The organism is Pseudomonas sp. FSL W5-0299, assembly GCF_005930655.1.
GTDB classification, from domain to species: domain Bacteria; phylum Pseudomonadota; class Gammaproteobacteria; order Pseudomonadales; family Pseudomonadaceae; genus Aquipseudomonas; species Aquipseudomonas mandelii.
The window spans coordinates 533,535-550,881 of record NZ_RXHX01000001.1; the positions used below are offsets into that span (position 1 = coordinate 533,535).

Consider the following 17,347-nt stretch of genomic DNA (forward strand, 5'->3'; position numbering starts at 1 on the left):
GCGCAAGAGTGATTTGGGTCTGCGGGTCTGTTTCACCACGGGACGGTCCTCGATACTCAATGCATCACTTATTCACGCAGGGAGTTTCTCCATGAACGTATTCGTTACCGGCGCTGCTGGTTTCATCGGCGGCTCCATTGCCACCGGTCTTGTCCGGGCGGGCCATAAAGTCACCGGCCTGGTTCGCAACGCCGACCAAGCCACTGAACTGAGCGCAATCGGTATCATCCCGGTGATCGGCACTCTTGACGACAGCGCACTACTGGCTGAACAGGCCCGCGCCGCCGATGCCGTGATCAACGCTGCGAGCAGCGACCATCGTGGCGCGGTGGAAGCCTTGCTCAATGCGTTGCGCGGCTCCCACAAAGTGTTCCTGCACACCAGCGGTTCGAGCATCGTCGGCGATGCCTCCGGCGGTAAAGCCAGTGACGTCATCTACTTCGAAGACAACCTGCCGGAACCGACCGTCGACAAGGCTGCCCGCGTGGCCATCGACAACCTGATCCTCGCCGCGGCGAAAGACGGCGTGAACTCGGCCGTGATCTGCAACACCCTGATTTACGGCCACAGCCTGGGCGTCAATCGCGACAGCGTGCAATTGCCGCGCTTGCTCAAACAGGCGCGTAAAAGCGGTGTGGTCCGACATGTCGGTACGGGTCAGAACATCTGGTCCAACGTACACATCGAAGACGTGGTGTCCCTGTATCTGCTGGCACTGACCAAAAACGTGCCGGGCACGTTCTACTTCGTCGAAAGCGGTGAAGCGTCCTTCATCGACATGACCACGGCCATGGCTGAAGCGCTGAAACTGGGCAAGGCGCAAGACTGGCCGTTGAAAGACGCCGAAGCCGAATGGGGTTATGAAATGGCCAACTATGGCCTGGGCTCCAACAGCCGGGTGCGCGGCAAGCATGCGCGTGAATTGCTGGGCTGGGAGCCGAAACGGACGTCGGTGGTTGAATGGATTCGGGACGAGATGGTTTGAGTTCGCTTTAGACCGCGTCGCTGCAATCGCGAGCAGGCTCGCTCCCACAGTTTGATCTTCATTGGACACAGATTTTGTGTGTAACGGACATCCACTGTGGGAGCGAGCCTGCTCGCGATTGCGTTTTCAGCAACCCGACAACTGGCCGGGTCGCCCCCGATTCCGTAACATCCGCACCCTCTCTCCCTGTCGTGTTCGATCCTCCATGAAACCAAAACGTCTGCGCGCCGATGTCCTGGCCGGACTCACCACTTCTTTCGCCCTGCTCCCCGAATGCATTGCCTTCGCGTTGGTGGCCCACCTCAATCCGCTGATGGGGCTTTACGGCGCGTTCATCATTTGCACCCTGACCGCGCTTTTCGGCGGGCGGCCGGGGATGGTGTCCGGTGCGGCGGGTTCGATGGCGGTGGTGATCGTCGCGCTGGTGGTGCAACACGGCGTGCAGTATCTGCTCGCGACCGTGTTGCTCGGTGGCCTGATCATGCTGGCGTTCGGGCTGCTGAGGCTTGGCAAACTGGTGCGCATGGTGCCGCACCCGGTGATGCTTGGGTTCGTCAACGGCTTGGCGATCATCATTGCGCTGGCGCAACTCGAACACTTCAAGGATGGCGAAACCTGGCTCAGTGGCACGCCGTTGTACCTGATGACCGGGTTGGTGGTGTTGACGATGGCGATCGTTTACCTGCTGCCGCGCCTGACGCGTGCCGTGCCGCCGGCGCTGGTGGCGATCCTGAGTGTCGGGCTGGCGGTGTATCTGCTCGGCCTGCCGACGCGCACCTTGGGCGACATGGCGCACATCGCCGGCGGCTTGCCGACGTTCGCGCTGCCAGACATTCCCTGGAGCCTGGACACCCTGCGCATCATCGCCCCCTACGCGATCTTGATGGCGCTGGTCGGCCTGCTGGAAACCCTGCTGACCCTGAACCTCACCGATGAGATCACCGAAAGCCGTGGCTTCCCGGATCGCGAGTGCGTGGCGTTGGGCGCGGCCAATATGGTCTCGGGGGTTTTTGGCGGCATGGGTGGCTGCGCGATGATCGGTCAGACCGTCATCAACCTCAGTTCCGGTGGTCGTGGCCGGCTGTCCGGGGTGGTGGCCGGGGTGCTGATTCTGCTGTTCATTCTGTTTCTGTCGCCGCTGATCGAGCGCATCCCATTGGCCGCGCTGGTCGGCGTGATGTTTGTGGTGTCGCAGCAAACGTTCGCCTGGGCGTCGTTGCGGGTAGTGAACAAGGTGCCGCTGAACGATGTGTTGGTGATTGTGGCGGTCACGGTCATCACCGTGTTCACCGACCTGGCCACTGCCGTGTTGTGCGGGATCATCATCGCGGCGCTCAATTTTGCCTGGCAGCAGGCGCGCGAGCTGTATGCCGATGCTCATCTCGAGAGCGATGGCAGCAAGTTGTACTACCTGCATGGCACGTTGTTCTTTGCCTCGACTACGCCGTTTCTCAATCAGTTCGACCCCGCCAATGATCCGCCTGTCGTGACCATCGACTGCCGCCACCTGAGTTTTGTCGACTATTCGGCCATCGCCGCGCTGAAGACTTTGCGTGAACGCTACGCCAAGGCCGGCAAGCATCTGCGGGTGCTGCATTTGTCCGAGCGCTGCAAGAAGCTGCTCAAACGTGCCCGCGTGAATCACGACTGAAATCAACGCAGGCGCGATGTAAATCCGCCTGCCTGATTTTCATATCCACCGACCTGGCATACCTCTGCGCGACATCCCTTACCTCTGCACGAAAATAACTTTCACCTCGTTTGAATGTCACGCCTCGAAATGATTTAAGAGTTTCACAACCCATTCGACGTGACCCTTTCGAGGAGTACCGCATGACCCTGTCCTTCGGCTATTGGCTGCTGGTGTATGCCGCCATCGCCATCATTGCCCTGATCGTTCTGATCGCCCGCTACCGACTCAATCCGTTCATCGTCATCACCTTGGTCTCCATCGGCCTCGCGCTGCTGGCCGGCATGCCGGCGTCCGGGGTGGTCGGGGCCTACGAGGCCGGGGTTGGCAAAACCCTGGGGCACATTGCCCTGGTGGTGGCGCTGGGCACGATGCTCGGCAAGATGATGGCCGAGTCGGGCGGCGCGGAGCAGGTGGCGCGGACCTTGATCGACCGTTTTGGCGAGAAGAACGCGCACTGGGCGATGGTTTGCATCGCCTTTCTGGTCGGGCTGCCGCTGTTCTTCGAGGTCGGTTTTGTATTGCTGGTGCCGATCGCCTTTACCGTGGCGCGGCGGGTTGGCGTGTCGATCTTGATGGTCGGTTTGCCGATGGTCGCTGGCTTGTCGGTGGTGCATGCGCTGGTGCCGCCGCACCCGGCAGCGATGCTGGCGGTGCAGGTGTATGGGGCGTCGGTCGGGCAGACCTTGATGTACGCGATTCTGATCGGCATTCCGACCGCAATCATCGCCGGTCCCTTGTACGCCAAGTTCATCGTGCCGCGCATTCAACTGCCGGCGGAAAACCCGCTGGAGCGGCAGTTCCTCGACCGCGAACCGCGCGACAGCCTGCCGGGGTTTGGCATCACCATGGCGACCATTTTGTTGCCGGTGGTGCTGATGCTGATCGGTGGCTGGGCGAACCTGATTTCCACGCCGGGCAGCGGTTTCAACCAGTTCCTGCTGTTCATCGGCAACTCGGTGATCGCCTTGCTGCTGGCGACCCTGCTGAGTTTCTGGACCCTCGGCATCGCCCAAGGCTTCAGCCGCGAATCGATCCTCAAGTTCACCAACGAATGCCTGGCGCCAACCGCCAGCATCACTTTGCTGGTCGGCGCCGGCGGTGGCTTGAACCGGATTCTGGTGGACGCCGGAGTCACCGATCAGATCGTCAGCCTGGCCGATGAATTTCACCTGTCGCCGCTGATCATGGGCTGGCTGTTTGCGGCGTTGATGAGGATCGCCACCGGTTCCGCCACCGTGGCCATGACCACCGCCTCGGGCATCGTCGCGCCGGTGGCCATCGGTCTGGGGTATCCGCACCCCGAGTTGCTGGTGCTGGCAACCGGCGCCGGGTCGGTGATTTTTTCCCACGTCAACGACGGCGGCTTCTGGTTGATCAAGGAATACTTCAACATGACCGTTGCCCAGACCTTCAAGACCTGGACGGTGCTTGAAACCATTATTTCGGTGGTGGCTTTCGCGCTGACCGTGGGTCTTTCTTACCTGATCTAACCGGAGCCGCCTGCCATGGACATCCTCTACCAGATCCGCGCCCGCCAGGATTCCTTCAGCGCCGGTGAAGGACGCATCGCGCGGCTGATGCTCAACGACGTCGGCTTTGCCTCGGCCGCCAGCCTCGATGAGCTGGCGCAGAGGGCGGAGGTCAGCACCGCCACGCTGTCGCGGTTTGCCCGCACGGTGGGCTGTCGCGATCTGCGTGATCTGCGCCTGCAACTGGCCCAGGCCAGCGGCGTCGGCAGCCGCTTCCTTGACCCGGCGGGGACGCCGGATCAGTCGGCGTTCTATGGGCAGATCGTCGGCGATATTGAGTCGACCCTGCGTCAGCATCTGTCGGCGTTCGACGAGTCGCGGTTCGCCGATGCCGTGAAACTGCTGGGCAAGGCGCGGATGATTCATGCGTTCGGCCTGGGCGGTTGTTCAACCTTGTGCAGCGATGAGCTGCAAGTGCGGCTGGTGCGATTTGGCTACCCGATTGCGGCGTGCCACGACCCGGTGATGATGCGCGTCACCGCCGCCAGCCTTGATGCCGAACGCGCGGTCATTGCCTGCTCGCTGACCGGCATCACCCCCGAACTCATCGACGCGGTCGAACTGGCCCGTAACTACGGTGCACGGATTATCGCCATCACCCGGGCCGACTCGCCGCTGGCGCAATTGGCCGATGTGCTGCTGCCGCTGCAAGGTGTCGAAACCTCGTTTATCTACAAACCGACGGCGGCGCGCTACGGCATGCTGCTGGCCATCGACGTGCTTGCCACCGAGCTCGCGCTGGCCAACCCTGAAGACAATCAAGAACGTCTGCGGCGGATCAAACTCGCCCTGGACGATTACCGTGGCGGCGACGATCGTTTGCCGCTGGGAGACTGACATGATGTACGACACGCTGATCCGCAACGCCTTGGTCATCGATGGCAGCAACAGCCCCGGTTACCCCGCCGATGTGGCGATTCAGAACGGCCGCATCGCGCGCATCGGCGACTTGCATGAGGCGACCGCCCGCGAGGAAATCGACGCTGCCGGCCGCGTGCTGGCGCCGGGTTTTATCGACGTGCACACCCATGACGACACGGTGGTGATCCGCCAGCCGCAGATGCTGCCCAAGCTCAGCCAGGGTGTGACCACGGTGATTGTCGGCAACTGCGGGATCAGCGCGTCACCGGTGAGCCTGCGTGGCGATCCGCCCGATCCGATGAACCTGCTCGGCACCTCGGCAGCCTTCGTTTATCCGACGTTCAGCGCTTACCGCGCAGCGGTCGAAGCGGCGAACACCACGCTGAACGTCGCCGCATTGGTGGGCCACACCGCGCTGCGCAGCAACCATCTCGACGACCTGTTTCGCACCGCCACGCCTGATGAAATCAGCGCGATGCGCGAGCAGTTGCGTGAAAGTCTTGAGGCGGGCGCCTTGGGGTTATCCACCGGTCTGGCCTACGCCAGCGCGTTCTCGGCGTCCACCGACGAAGTGATGCAACTGACTGAGGAGCTGACGGCGTTCGGCGCCGTGTACACCACCCATTTGCGCAGTGAATTCGAACCGGTGCTGGAGGCGATGGACGAGGCGTTCCAGATCGGCCGGCATGCGAAATCCCCGGTGATCATTTCCCACCTCAAATGCGCGGGGGCCGGTAACTGGGGGCGCAGTCCGCAATTGCTGGCCTCGCTTGAGGAAGCGGCGAAAACTCATCCGGTGGGCTGCGATTGTTATCCCTACGCGGCGAGTTCTTCGACCCTGGACCTCAAGCAAGTCACCGACGCCCATCGCATCACCATCACCTGGTCCACGCCGCACCCGGAATTGGGCGGCCGCGACTTGATGGACATCGCCGCCGAATGGAACGTGCCGTTGCTTGACGCTGCACGCCGTCTGCAACCGGCCGGCGCGGTGTACTACGGCATGGACGAGGCCGATGTGCGAAGAATCCTCGCCCATCCCTTGTCGATGGTGGGGTCCGACGGATTGCCGGAAGATCCGTTCCCGCATCCGCGCTTGTGGGGCGCTTTCCCACGTGTGCTCGGACATTTCAGTCGCGACGTCGGCCTGTTTCCGCTGCATACCGCCGTACACAAAATGACCGGATTGTCGGCGGCACGTTTTGGCTTGAAACAAAGGGGTGAGATTCGTGAAGGGCATTGGGCGGACCTGGTGTTGTTCGATCCGCTGAGCATTCGCGACGTGGCGGACTTCAGTGACCCGCAACAGGCGGCCGAGGGGATTGAAGGTGTATGGGTCAACGGCGTGTTGAGTTACAGCGATGGCCAGGCGAACGGGAAACGGGAAGGGCGGTTTCTGGCGCGGGAAGGGGATTTGCGTGACGGGTTTCAGTAGTTATTCCGAGAAATACGTCACAGTGATGGCACATTGCGATTAAAGAATGTCAGCGCCAAGCCGAAGCGCTGACATCCAGCCCAACTTCAACGGGTGTCTTTTCAGTCAGGGAGCAACCCAATGAGCTTCGGCAAAACCACCTCGATCCTGCGGATTTTCGACGAGGCCAAGGCATTGGAATTCTACGTCGACTTTCTGGGGTTCACGGTCGACTGGCAGCATCGCTTCGAGCCGAATTCCCCGCTGTACCTGCAAGTCTCCCGTGGCGAATGCGTGCTGCACCTGTCCGAGCACCATGGCGACGGCACGCCGGGTTCGGCCCTGCGCATCGAGACCGATGAGCTCGAGGCCTTCCAGCAGCAACTGCTGGCGAAGGCGTATCCGTTTTCGCACCCGCAGATCCAGGCCATGCCCTGGGGAAGCCAGGACATGACCATCAGTGATCCGTTCGGCAACCGGTTGGTGTTTACCAACGCGATCTGCCTGTAAAAAGCTTCATCAGTTCCTCCAAATCACCCGTGAGCGTTACGGACGGATAAATGCTCCGTAAAAATGACGAAGCCCTTTATTTAAAGGGCTTCTGCGGGGCTGGAGAGCGGCGGTGCTTTAAACCCTGAAGTGACTGACCATCATCTGCAACTGATTCCCCAGCCGCGCCAGCTCAACACTGGACTTGGCCGTTTCATCGCTGGCGGCGGCAGTCTGTTCCGACACGTCGCGCACGTTGATGATGCTGCGGCTGATTTCTTCGGCCACGGCGCTTTGTTGCTCGGCGGCGGCAGCGATCTGCTGGTTCATCGACTGGATGTTGGACACCGTGCGGGTGATGTTTTCCAGCGACGTGCCAGCCTTGCGGGTCAAGGCCACGCTGCTGTCGGTCAGGGCGCGGCTGTTGTTCATCACGGTCGACACTTGTTGGGTGCCATTCTGCAGACCGGCCACCAGGCCTTCGATTTCTTCGGTGGACTTCTGTGTGCGCTGGGCCAGGCCACGGACTTCGTCGGCAACCACCGCAAAACCACGACCGGCTTCACCGGCGCGCGCGGCTTCAATGGCGGCGTTGAGGGCCAGCAGGTTGGTCTGTTCGGCGACGGCCTTGATCACGTCCATGACGCTGCCGATCTTGTCGCTTTCCTGTTGCAGCACACTCATGGCTTCGGTGGAGCGCGCCACTTCAGTGGCCAGGCGTTCGATCTGGGCGATGGCTTCGTTGACCACTTTATCGCCTTCGCGGGCTTCACCATCAGCGGCGGCTGCGGCCTGGGAGGCTTCTTCGGCGTTGCGCGCGACTTCCTGCACGGTGGCCGTCATCTCGTGCATGGCGGTGGCCACTTGATCGGTTTCGATCTTCTGGCTGTTGACGCCGGCACTGGTTTGCTCGGTGACGGCGGACAGTTCTTCCGCGGCGCTCGCGATCTGGGTGACACCGTCGCGGATGCCGCTGATCAAGTCACGCAGGGTCACGCCCATGCGTGCGATGCCTTGCTGCAACACGCCGAGTTCATCGCGGCGCGTCACTTTGACGTCCTGGGACAGGTCGCCGCTGGCGATGCGTTCGACCACGGCCAGGGTGTCGCGTAGCGGGCCGGTGATCTGACGGGTGATGATCACGGCAGCAATGATGCCCACCAGCAATGCCAGCAATGTGCTGATCAACTGCAGTGTGCGCGCCTGGGCGCTTTCGGCGTCGCGACGGTCGAGCTGGATCTGATACAGCTGCTCGCTCAGGGTCACGATGGCGGCGCCCTGGTCGGTCATTTCCTTGCGCGCCTGCACGGCATCGCTGTTGGCGGCTTTATAGGCGATCAACGCGCTGCGGTAATTGCCCAGTGCGGTTTCCAGCTGACGCAGGGCATCTTGCTGGGTCTCGGCGAAATGCACGTTCAGCGGCTTCAGGCTGGCAATTGCTGAATCCAGTTGGGCGACGGCTTTTTGCTCGGTCTCGGCATTGGTGGTGGCGGTGTAGCCGCGCACTTCGTAGCGGGCCAGGATGAACGCTTCCTTGGCGGTGGTGACAGCCTGGAACTGTTCGAAACGCTGGTCACTCAGGGGCATTTGCTGCACGCGGGTGCTGATGGCGTCGATTAGCGTGCTGGCTGTTTCAGCATTGGCGGCCATGGTGTCGCGGGCGCTGTTGCCGGTGCGGTAGGCGCTGCGCATCTTGTTCAGCGACGTCTTGTACGCGTCGATGTAAGTGCCTTGCTCTTTGAGCAGCTTGAGGTTTTCCGGGCTCTTGAACTTCGACAACAGCGATTGTTGCTGAGCGGAAAAGGCGTCAAGGGTGGTCTGTACGTTCTGAGCGGCGGTTTCGTCGCCGTTGGTCAGCATGTATTGCAGGCGAACCACACGAAGCTTGGTCAAGCCGGAGTTGAGCTGGGTGATGTCGCTCATCCAGTTGCTGCGGTCAATCAAGCCGCCCAGGCTCGTCCAGCCGGTCAGGGCCAGTACGCAGGTCAGTGCCAGGACCAGGCCGAACCCCAGGCCCAGTTTCATGTTCACGCTAATGTTGCCGAACCAGCTATTCATCAAATTCCTCCAGGAACGTTGCGCTTTCGATCGTCAGTTGGCTGGAAGATTGTTGTTTTTTTAGGTGCCAGCAAGGGTGTGTAGCAGGCCTGTATCGGCAGCAATCGCGAGAGCTGAAAGGTTTTTGTCGGACTGATTCTGTAACAAGGTTTTTGTGAGCGGCTTAAGCTTTTTTTCACATGGGTTTCACCGGCTGCCGACGCGCGCCTCTCTACCCTCGCGGCTTCGAATAACAATGGTGCATGCCGGCGAGGCGGCTTGATGTGGAATTGAGACTGAGTCTGTTCGGGATAAAACGCTCAATTAACCTGAGCTGTTTGACCCGCCATCGAAACACCGTAGTGGTGCTGGCCTCGGCGCTGCTGGTCATTCCATTGATCGTATGGCTGTTGCAGCCGGCCGCTGTGCCTGACCTGGCCCATGGCAATGTGGCCGGCGCACGAACGTTGGCCACCGAATGGGCCAAAGGCGACGTCATCGTGCTGGTCCGCCATGTCGAGCGCTGCGATCACTCGAAAGCCGCGTGCCTGAGTGGCAACGATGGCATTACCGATCGCTCGCGCAGCGTCGCGGTCAGTGTCGGTGCGCGGTTCGAACAATTGGGGTTGGACAAGTCCGATATCTACAACAGCCCGATGATGCGCACGTCACAGACGGCCGGCTACATGTTCAACAAGGTCGGTGTGGGCGAGGACTGGCTGGTGAGCTGCAAGGGCACGATGCTGCGCGATGCCCTGGCGCACAAAGTGGCGGGTCGCAATTTGATCCTGGTGACCCACAGCGAATGCATGGCGCAACTTGAAAAAGACCTCAAGGTGTCGACCTCCACGCTCGGTTATGGCGCTTCATTGTTTATTTCCGCCAGAAAACCTCTGACACCGAAAATGCTCGGCTTCATTGAAGCCTCTGACTGGCGTTCGGTGACCACCGAATGAATTTTTCCTCTGTATCAGGACACACGATGCTGACGTCTTCCCGCAACCACTTTTATTGGATGAACTTCGGTATCCCGTTGGCCTGCGCGGCCTTGGTTTTCCTGATGTTCGACATGACCCGGATCGACATCGCCTTCAGTAATCTTCTGTTTGATCCGGTCGCTCAGATCTTCCCGCTCGACAAGGTTCACTTCTTCGAAAAGCTCACCCACAAGTGGGCGCGCATCATTCCGAACTGGACCGCCGAGATCGCCTTGATCGGTGCGATGCTGTCGTTTGTCTGGCCGCTGATCAACACTTCAAAGCATCCTCGCCTTGGTGGTTTTCTGGAACGGAGCAAGGCGGCATCGGTGTTGCGATTTGCCAACGAACATCGTCGGGATTTTCTGTTCGTCGTCTTCGCATTTGCCATCTGCACCGGCGTGATCCATTTCCTCAAGGCGCACACCAGCGTGTACTGCCCGATCGAAACAACCCTCTACGGTGGGAAATTGCCTCACGTGGAGTGGTACAACAACTTCCAGCTGTTCAGGGAGGCCGGTGATGGCCGTTGCTGGCCGGGTGGCCATGCTTCCGGCGGTTTTACCATGCTCGCGCTGTATTTCGTGGCTCGCCGCTACCGCTGGCGCTACTCCAAGGCGCTGATGTACGGAGCGTTGCTGCTCGGTTTCGTCTATGGCACGACACGTGTCCTGCAAGGCTGGCACTACATGTCCCACACCTTTTGGGCCGGGATCTTCGTGTGGCTGGCCTGTTTGCTGACGGCGTTGCCATTTTACGGACGAGCGCGGCTGGAGATGCCGGTGCTGCAAAAGGCTGAAGCGCCAACCGCCGAGCCGCTTATTGGTTCACAAAGTAGTAAGCCTGACGCCCCACCTTCATGCTCTTGAGCACTTTCAACGGCGCGGCCGGTTCGATTTCACCAGACATGACCGCCACGTTGGAGGGTGAGGCCGCCAGAAACTCATGCAGTTGCGCCTCGGTGTCCAGGCCCTTGAGCACTTGTCGGGTGTAGAACACGCTGGCACCGCCCACCCGTTCGTTGGCCTGGAACAGGGCGATGTGTTGCCCGTTGGCCTGCATCGTCTGGATCTGTGCAGTCAACGGCAGGAAGGACAGTTTGCGGTCCGCATGGGGCAGCGCCCATTGAGCGGCGGCCAGGTAGCTGCCGATCACCAACGCGATCACGCCAATGGCTGCGCCGCGTCGATGCCGTGCGATGTGCCCCAAAAGGTTCGAGGCCCCTTCGCGCATCTTCAGCCGCTCGAACAGAACGCCCGCATACTCCGCCGCAATCACCGCCGCCGCAGGCGTCATCGACATGAGATACACCGTGCGCTTGCTCGACGCCAATGTCAGCATCACAAACTGCGCCACGATCCACAGGGTGAAAAACAGCAAGTAACGATTGGCCATCAGGCGTTTGCGAAAATGCCACAGCCCCAGGTACATCAGAATATTCCACGGCAGAAACGCCTGGGGCAGCTTGGCCAGGTAGTAATAGTACGGTTCGTAATGCCCGGCCTCGACGAAGGATCCACTGAAGCGCCCGACACTGTTGGTCAGCAGCACTTCCCCCACGGCCTGCGCGCCACCACGCTGGTACAGCACGGCGAGCCAAATCATCAGCGGGATCAATCCAGCCAGCGTCAGTAAACCGGGACGCAACCAGTCGTGGATTTTCAGGCGCCTGTCCATCAAGGTCTCGGCCAGCAGATAGGCGAAAATCACCACGCCCGGCATCGCCAGGCCGAGGACGCCTTTGCTCAGTGTGGCGATAGCGATTCCCGAGGCGAACAGCAGCGCGTTGCCGGGCGTCGATTGACGTTGCCCCTGAAAGAACGCCAGCAACGCCAGGGTCACGCCGAGGGCGAGCAACGCGTCTTCACCGACGCCGCGCACGTTGCTCCAATAACTGGCCATGGTTGCCAGAAAGATTCCCGCCGTCCAGGCAATCGCCTTGGGCCGGCCGAACCGCCGCAGCATCGCGTACAACAGCATCACGCTGAACAGCCCGGCGAACGCCGAGGCCAGTCGCACCGCCCACGGCGTGCCGCCAAATGCACGGATGGCGCCGGCATCGAGCCACAAGCTCAAAGGTGGTTTTTCCAGAAACGGTTCGCCGAACAAACGGGGCGTCACCCAGTCGTTGTCCAAGTGCATCTGCATGGCGATCCCGGCCACCCGGGCCTCGGTGGACCCTTGCAGTTGATGATTGCCCAAGGCAAAGAAAAACAGCAGGGCGGCCAGCAGGAACAGTGAAGTGGCGGGACGCGACATAGGCTTCTGGCTACCGAGCAGGTGGACCGGGAAGCCCGAGCATACGGTGCGAATGCTTAATGAATTGTGAACGGCCGCGAAATATTACGAGAGGCGCCTGGATCAGCGCTGTTCCGGGGTTTCAAAGCGATCATTGATCAACGCGGTCAACACGTGATCCTGCCAGCGCCCGGCGATACTCAGGTAGGCCTTGGCGTAGCCTTCACGTTCAAATCCCAGACGCTCCAGCAGCCGCGCGCTGCGTTCGTTGCCGGGGATGTAATTGGCCATGATCCGGTGCAGTTTCTGCTCATCGAACATGTAGCCGATGCCTGCTTCCAGTGCTTCCTGCATCAAGCCCTGGCCCTGACGGGATTCGTCGATGTGGTAACCGAGATAACACGCCTGAAACGCTCCGCGAGTGATACCGCTGAAATTGCAGGCGCCGATCATCTGGCCGTTGTCCGGGTCCAGCAGCGCGAAATGCACCGCCAGGCCGGCCTCGAACGCACTGGCTTGCACCTCAAGGCGCGGACGAATGTTTTCTGGGCTGTGGTAGTCGGAAGGGCGAATCGGCGACCACCGGGCAAGGTGCCTTTGGTTGCGCCGGTAGAAATCGCTTTCCAGCGCCGCCTGTTCGGGGGCGAGCACCGCCAGCGTCAAGCGTTTGCAGGGCAGGGACAACAACGGCATAGGGCGCTCCGGTTCGGGGGGATCGTCGCGCAAGCATTACGCGACCAACGGAAAAACTCTGCAGGCCGTTATCATCGATGCTGTACAGGCGCAATTCATCGGAATGGGCGCTGGCCTGAACCTTGACCACCGCCATGATGCGCAACAAGCGGCTCTGCACTTCGATGTAGCGCTGGACAATGATTGCATCGGTGAGAAACGCCGTGCCGTAAGGGCTGAAACGCAGGTCGGTGCAGCGGTCTTCCAGTTCCGAGGTCAGCAACACACTGACACCGATGCTCGTCAGTGCGGTGACGAAAACTCCGGCAAACCTCCGCCCAGCACCTCGTCCAGTCCTGGCACGCCGGTGGCAGACATCGAGGGTACACACAATAAGGTGGTTGGGCGTGATTGGCGACAGTTCCAGAGGAGACACTGGGTGACACCGACCGCCGCTGGTCGATCAAAAGGCAAAAAAAAGCCCGCGGGAGGGCGGGCAAACCGTAGTTTCTTGAATGAGCGGGAGCACTGTACCGGTTGGGGGGAGGTGGTGGGGTGAAGAAAAGTTCATGTGTGGATGGACCGCGTTACCCGCTCAGGGCAAATGATCTGCCGCAAAGTCTGCCTCGGAGCGAGCTTGTAACCGGCCCTTGCGGCAGGCCTGCTGGAATCGCTCAAAGTCTTGCTCATTCTGCGTTGCATAACTTTTCGCATACTTGAACAGCGCGTCGGCCAGCGCATCGCTCTTGCCGATGTAACCGCTGATCTGCGCGGCCTGCCCGGACGATTTGGCATGCGCGCGAGCGAGGGCTCGACCACAGACGCGACCATACGCGGCGAAGGTGTCCGCATCGAACGTCTCGAGTTCGGCCGAGATTTTCATGTCGCGCAATTGCCGCACGTAGAAGTGTCGACCGCTGGGGCCGGTGGTCCAACCGAGAAACAGGTCACTGGCCGATTGCATCAATCGTTGACCCTCAACCACCCGCTGACCGTTATGCCGCACTGTTGATTTCGTCTTCACGTAATCGGCCAGCACCGAGCGCCGTGCTTCCTTGAATTGCAGGAACAGCGGGAATTCCTGATCGTCGGTCAGCAAGACCACCAGACAACGGGTGCCAACACTGCCGACACCCACCACTTTGAACGCCATGTCCTGGGCGTGAAAACGTGAATACAACGCCCGTCGGTCAGCCTGCAGCGTGCCGGGATACTCACGCATGAAGGCGTCGTAGATTGGCCGCCAATCCGAGTGGCGTAGCCAGTCATCATCGGCATCCAGCAATGTGGTGTTTTTGTGCAAGTGGAAAATTTCCGGCAGGTCATCGCGAATGATCAGACGACCATGGGCGTCACGTTCGCTGATTTTCGGCAGTAGCTCGGCGTGGGATCGGCCCTCGGCCTTTTCGATGGCACGCTCGATATGCTCCAGCGTTTTTTTGTTCGCCTGCTTGCGCAAGTCGTCGTAACGGATGGACTCGTACCAGGTTTCCAGCGAGCTTTGTTCGGCGCACTCGAGCGTGGTTTCCTGATAAGCGCTGACCACTTCGCGGCAGACCGTCTCTTCGATCGTTTCGCCATGACGCAGATCGCGGGCGGCCACTACGATACTCGCCACCAGCCGTTTAACGTCCCACTCCCAAGGGCCGGGATGGACCTCGTCGAAGTCGTGGACGCCGAACAACAGATTGCGTTCGGGCGTGGCGAACCCGCCGAAATTCGTCAGGTGGCAATCGCCGCAGATCGGTGAGGTCAGTCCCATGTTCGGCGTGGAAGACAGGTCGTGAGCCTGCAAAAGCGCGGTGCCGCGATAAAAGCTGAAGGGGGAGACGAGCATGCGGCCGTAGCGGAGTTCGATCAGGGACTTGATTCGGCCTTCGCTTGAGGCTTTGATCAGGGGGAGCGGGTCGCGGTTGGTTTTTCCCGTGGACGCTTGGGAATTACGGGGGCAATTCTTGCGGGCGTCCTTGCCTTGCTTCAAGCGGTCTTTGAGGGTGGTCATGGGGGCTCGCTGTAGGCGGTGTGCGGATTGAGTGTAGAAGGCCATACAGAGCGCGAAATATTCGATGAAATAAAAAGCCCGATTATTAGTCGGGCTCTAAATTTTTATCTGATCAAATTTCCCGTGTGAAGGAAATTTCCACGGGACGCGGAATGCTGCGCCGCCTCTGATCAAGTTTGCTTGAGTTGTAATGGCGGGCCACCAACGCACCAAATTATGGGCCTTGTTCCAATAGGATTCGTTTCCCCAGTGTTTAGCCAAGCAAAACACGGGTAGGCCACATTCGCGAAACGCCCGTTTTTCAATATCGCCTTTTGTAAATTTATCTTGAGAGATAACGGCCCAGCCGCCTTCGTCGCTCAGTACTGAAATCCAATCAACGTCCGTGGTGTTCTGCGGAAATTTATCCTTCAGTGGCAATACCGAATGTCCGTCTGCTTTGGTCAGCTCATTTAATGCGCGGGCAAGGGCGGGGGGAAGATTGTTGTCCAGTAAGAAATTCAAGCAGCATTCCTTTGCTCAAAATTGACCGCCGCTTCAACTGCTGCAGCAGGAATCTCATAGAGAAGTGCCACACGTTTGGTGTTTTCCCCTTCTGTCTTGTAGGCGCTAAAAATTGCCGCCGTATCGATTCCCGTGTTTGCAAGAACTGGTTTCCCAAAGTTCCGGGAGGGATCCAGAACGATCGCTTTACTGCGTTTTACCGGATACCAGCGCTGAGCGGCTTCTGATCCCGTGTAATCAATGCCTTCATACAACGAAGGTTTGATGACTTGCTCAAACGCGTACTGTCGTTTGATCAGGTCGAGAAGGGATTCATCCCCTGTTTCGCTCATGACCGTGGCGAAAATACGCCGACCATCGGTTTGAAAACGTTTGCAGGTAAATGGATAGGCTTGATTGAACATCTCTTTTGCTTGCTGCGAGGCATTGCGGATGGCTTGCAGGCTTACACCGTGCTGGCGGAAGGCATGGACGAATCGAATTTCCAGGAGGTCATGAAAGCCTAGTACGCACTCATCCAGGTCGGCCAGTTCCGAGCTCCAAAGCCCCGAATGCTGAACACCATGCGCGGTATATCCGAAAAGCCAACGGCGGATATCGGCAGCTGGAATCCCCGTGTAAAGGGAAGCTTCCGCCGGTGTGTATAAGCCAATACCGACAAGGCGGCTAGGCAGTTTGATGTTTTGCATGTTGGCCTCCTTGTCATCAGGTGATTCGGCGAGGGGATTCTGGTCGTAAGGATGAACTCAAGCAACCAGTCGGGGACGAACAGCCGTTTTGTTTGTTCAGCGTAGATTTAAAGCGTGATCATCACAATCAGCTCAGAGCCGATATGGCTTGCAGGAAATTTCCGAAGAACTTGTCCTGCAATTCGCTCTTGCGACGGATCGAGGGGCCGGGAGTCAATTGAGTCGACAGAAAGTTACAGTTTATGAAACCTTCTGTTGAGTCAAAGCCCAAAAAAGGCACCTGCGATTCTCGTCAGGTGCCTTTTTTGTTACATCGACGAAACCTGCGCCTGCAATCTTCGCCCAACGACATCCATCAAATCGCAGCCATCGCGCAGCGAAGTCACCAACACCCGCGCCAGTTCACTGTGAACCCCCTCGTTCACAGCAAAACTCTCCAGCAATTGAGTTGCCGTGCGGATGCGGTAAGCCGCAGTTTCGTGCAATACGTCCAGCGGTGCTTCGGTGTCGATCAGCAGTGACGCGATGGTGCAGTCGATGCCGGTGACAGGCATGTATCGATCCATGACAAAACCTCCATTTGGTAAAAGAGCATGACCACTCAGTGGTGGCTGGCGGACGAAACTTCCGACACACCATTGGGTGGATCGAGGTTGTCCAGCGCTCGGTTTACCAACAGTTCACCCAGCACCGCCAACTGCTGGATCGCCAGTGCCACGTTACGGCGCGAGCCTTCGAGGTCGCAGGCCAGGTCGGTGGTCATGACGTTGAGTGAGGCGAGGGTTTCGCAGGCGTGAGCGAGCAGGGTTGGCGTGTCGACGGCGGGGAGGAGGGTAAAGACGTGACTGATGGGATCGGGGTGGTTCGGGTTGCGCAGGCGTGCGCTGATGATGCGTTCTGTGGTTTCGGAGAGTTGGCTTAAATCGGGTGCGTCTGCTTCTGAAAGTGCGGCAGATTCGGGCGGATTTGGGGTGATCTTTTTCATGATGGAGCTCCTTGCGTTGGTGGGAGCTGCCAGTCCCCTGCTGTCAAACAGGATTGGGTGGCGGCTGTACGCGGGTTGACAGACCGGAAACGCAAGCATCCAGTGCACCCGAAGATGCCCCACGCACAGCCACCAGAACGGAACTGCACACGTGAAAGGATGCCGTTTTATCCGGAGGAGTGAAAGCTTGCGGTTCTTCAGCCTGTCAAAGCCGATCGCTGATTTGCAGCGATACCTGAAGGCTATCGATGCAGAACCGCTTCCGCCAGTTC

The 17,347-nt window shown here is 59.6% G+C and carries 16 protein-coding genes and 2 pseudogenes; 8 read left to right on the forward strand and 10 right to left on the reverse strand.

What is annotated here, in order from left to right; genetic code table 11:
* Window positions 1-91: 91 nt before the first annotated feature.
* From FHL16_RS02540 to FHL16_RS02565, 6 genes are all read left to right on the forward strand, one after another.
* Window positions 92-985, forward strand: coding sequence for an NAD-dependent epimerase/dehydratase family protein (locus FHL16_RS02540; protein WP_077747342.1), 894 nt, complete (start codon window positions 92-94; stop codon window positions 983-985).
* A 205-nt stretch (window positions 986-1,190) separates the two neighbouring features.
* Window positions 1,191-2,636: a SulP family inorganic anion transporter gene (locus FHL16_RS02545; RefSeq protein WP_077747343.1), complete on the forward strand. Its 1,446-nt coding sequence runs from the start codon at window positions 1,191-1,193 to the stop codon at window positions 2,634-2,636.
* A 182-nt stretch (window positions 2,637-2,818) separates the two neighbouring features.
* Window positions 2,819-4,168, forward strand: coding sequence for a GntT/GntP/DsdX family permease (locus tag FHL16_RS02550; RefSeq protein ID WP_010463705.1), 1,350 nt, complete (start codon window positions 2,819-2,821; stop codon window positions 4,166-4,168).
* A gap of 15 nt (window positions 4,169-4,183) precedes the next feature.
* On the forward strand, window positions 4,184-5,044 hold the full coding sequence (locus FHL16_RS02555) for a MurR/RpiR family transcriptional regulator (protein WP_077747344.1): 861 nt from the start codon (window positions 4,184-4,186) through the stop codon (window positions 5,042-5,044).
* A gap of 1 nt (window position 5,045) precedes the next feature.
* Entirely contained in the window at window positions 5,046-6,503 is a 1,458-nt protein-coding gene (locus FHL16_RS02560) for an N-acyl-D-amino-acid deacylase family protein (RefSeq protein WP_077747345.1), read from the forward strand.
* A 120-nt stretch (window positions 6,504-6,623) separates the two neighbouring features.
* Window positions 6,624-6,992: a glyoxalase superfamily protein gene (locus FHL16_RS02565; RefSeq protein ID WP_010463700.1), complete on the forward strand. Its 369-nt coding sequence runs from the start codon at window positions 6,624-6,626 to the stop codon at window positions 6,990-6,992.
* 117 nt (window positions 6,993-7,109) lie between these two features.
* On the opposite strand, the gene FHL16_RS34875 is transcribed toward FHL16_RS02565, so the two are convergent.
* Both FHL16_RS34875 and FHL16_RS34880 read right to left on the reverse strand, forming a co-directional pair.
* Complete coding sequence (locus FHL16_RS34875) at window positions 7,110-7,973, reverse strand: methyl-accepting chemotaxis protein (RefSeq protein WP_409201930.1); 864 nt, start codon at window positions 7,971-7,973, stop codon at window positions 7,110-7,112.
* Window positions 7,968-9,029 (reverse strand): annotated as a pseudogene (locus FHL16_RS34880) (methyl-accepting chemotaxis protein); the annotation flags it as partial. The gene FHL16_RS34875 and the pseudogene FHL16_RS34880, both read right to left, overlap by 6 nt.
* A 263-nt stretch (window positions 9,030-9,292) precedes the next feature.
* Between FHL16_RS34880 and pmrG the strand changes: the two are divergent.
* Both pmrG and FHL16_RS02580 read left to right on the forward strand, forming a co-directional pair.
* Window positions 9,293-9,964, forward strand: a complete 672-nt coding sequence (gene pmrG / locus FHL16_RS02575; protein ID WP_077747347.1) for a lipopolysaccharide core heptose(II)-phosphate phosphatase PmrG — start codon at window positions 9,293-9,295, stop codon at window positions 9,962-9,964.
* 26 nt (window positions 9,965-9,990) lie between these two features.
* The gene (locus FHL16_RS02580) at window positions 9,991-10,854 is read left to right on the forward strand and encodes a phosphatase PAP2 family protein (RefSeq protein WP_077747348.1); all 864 of its coding nucleotides are present in this window, start codon (window positions 9,991-9,993) and stop codon (window positions 10,852-10,854) included.
* On the opposite strand, the gene FHL16_RS02585 is transcribed toward FHL16_RS02580, so the two are convergent.
* The 8 genes and pseudogenes from FHL16_RS02585 to FHL16_RS02620 form a co-directional block, all read right to left on the reverse strand.
* Window positions 10,805-12,244, reverse strand: a complete 1,440-nt coding sequence (locus FHL16_RS02585; protein ID WP_077747349.1) for an ArnT family glycosyltransferase — start codon at window positions 12,242-12,244, stop codon at window positions 10,805-10,807. The genes FHL16_RS02580 and FHL16_RS02585 overlap by 50 nt on opposite strands.
* A 102-nt stretch (window positions 12,245-12,346) precedes the next feature.
* Entirely contained in the window at window positions 12,347-12,916 is a 570-nt protein-coding gene (rimJ, locus tag FHL16_RS02590; protein WP_077747350.1) for a ribosomal protein S5-alanine N-acetyltransferase, read from the reverse strand.
* 58 nt (window positions 12,917-12,974) lie between these two features.
* Window positions 12,975-13,214: pseudogene (locus FHL16_RS34310) on the reverse strand (RAD55 family ATPase); the annotation flags it as partial.
* 276 nt (window positions 13,215-13,490) lie between these two features.
* Window positions 13,491-14,897, reverse strand: a complete 1,407-nt coding sequence (locus FHL16_RS02600) for a DUF2252 domain-containing protein (protein WP_077747351.1) — start codon at window positions 14,895-14,897, stop codon at window positions 13,491-13,493.
* A gap of 96 nt (window positions 14,898-14,993) precedes the next feature.
* Entirely contained in the window at window positions 14,994-15,401 is a 408-nt protein-coding gene (locus tag FHL16_RS02605; protein ID WP_077747352.1) for a PIN-like domain-containing protein, read from the reverse strand.
* Window positions 15,398-16,090, reverse strand: coding sequence for a DUF433 domain-containing protein (locus FHL16_RS02610; protein WP_077747353.1), 693 nt, complete (start codon window positions 16,088-16,090; stop codon window positions 15,398-15,400). Before FHL16_RS02610 ends, FHL16_RS02605 begins: the two co-directional genes overlap by 4 nt.
* Window positions 16,091-16,398: 308 nt before the next feature.
* On the reverse strand, window positions 16,399-16,656 hold the full coding sequence (locus FHL16_RS02615) for a hypothetical protein (protein WP_077747354.1): 258 nt from the start codon (window positions 16,654-16,656) through the stop codon (window positions 16,399-16,401).
* 35 nt (window positions 16,657-16,691) lie between these two features.
* On the reverse strand, window positions 16,692-17,075 hold the full coding sequence (locus FHL16_RS02620; RefSeq protein WP_077747355.1) for a DUF6124 family protein: 384 nt from the start codon (window positions 17,073-17,075) through the stop codon (window positions 16,692-16,694).
* Between the last annotated feature and the right edge of the window lie 272 nt (window positions 17,076-17,347).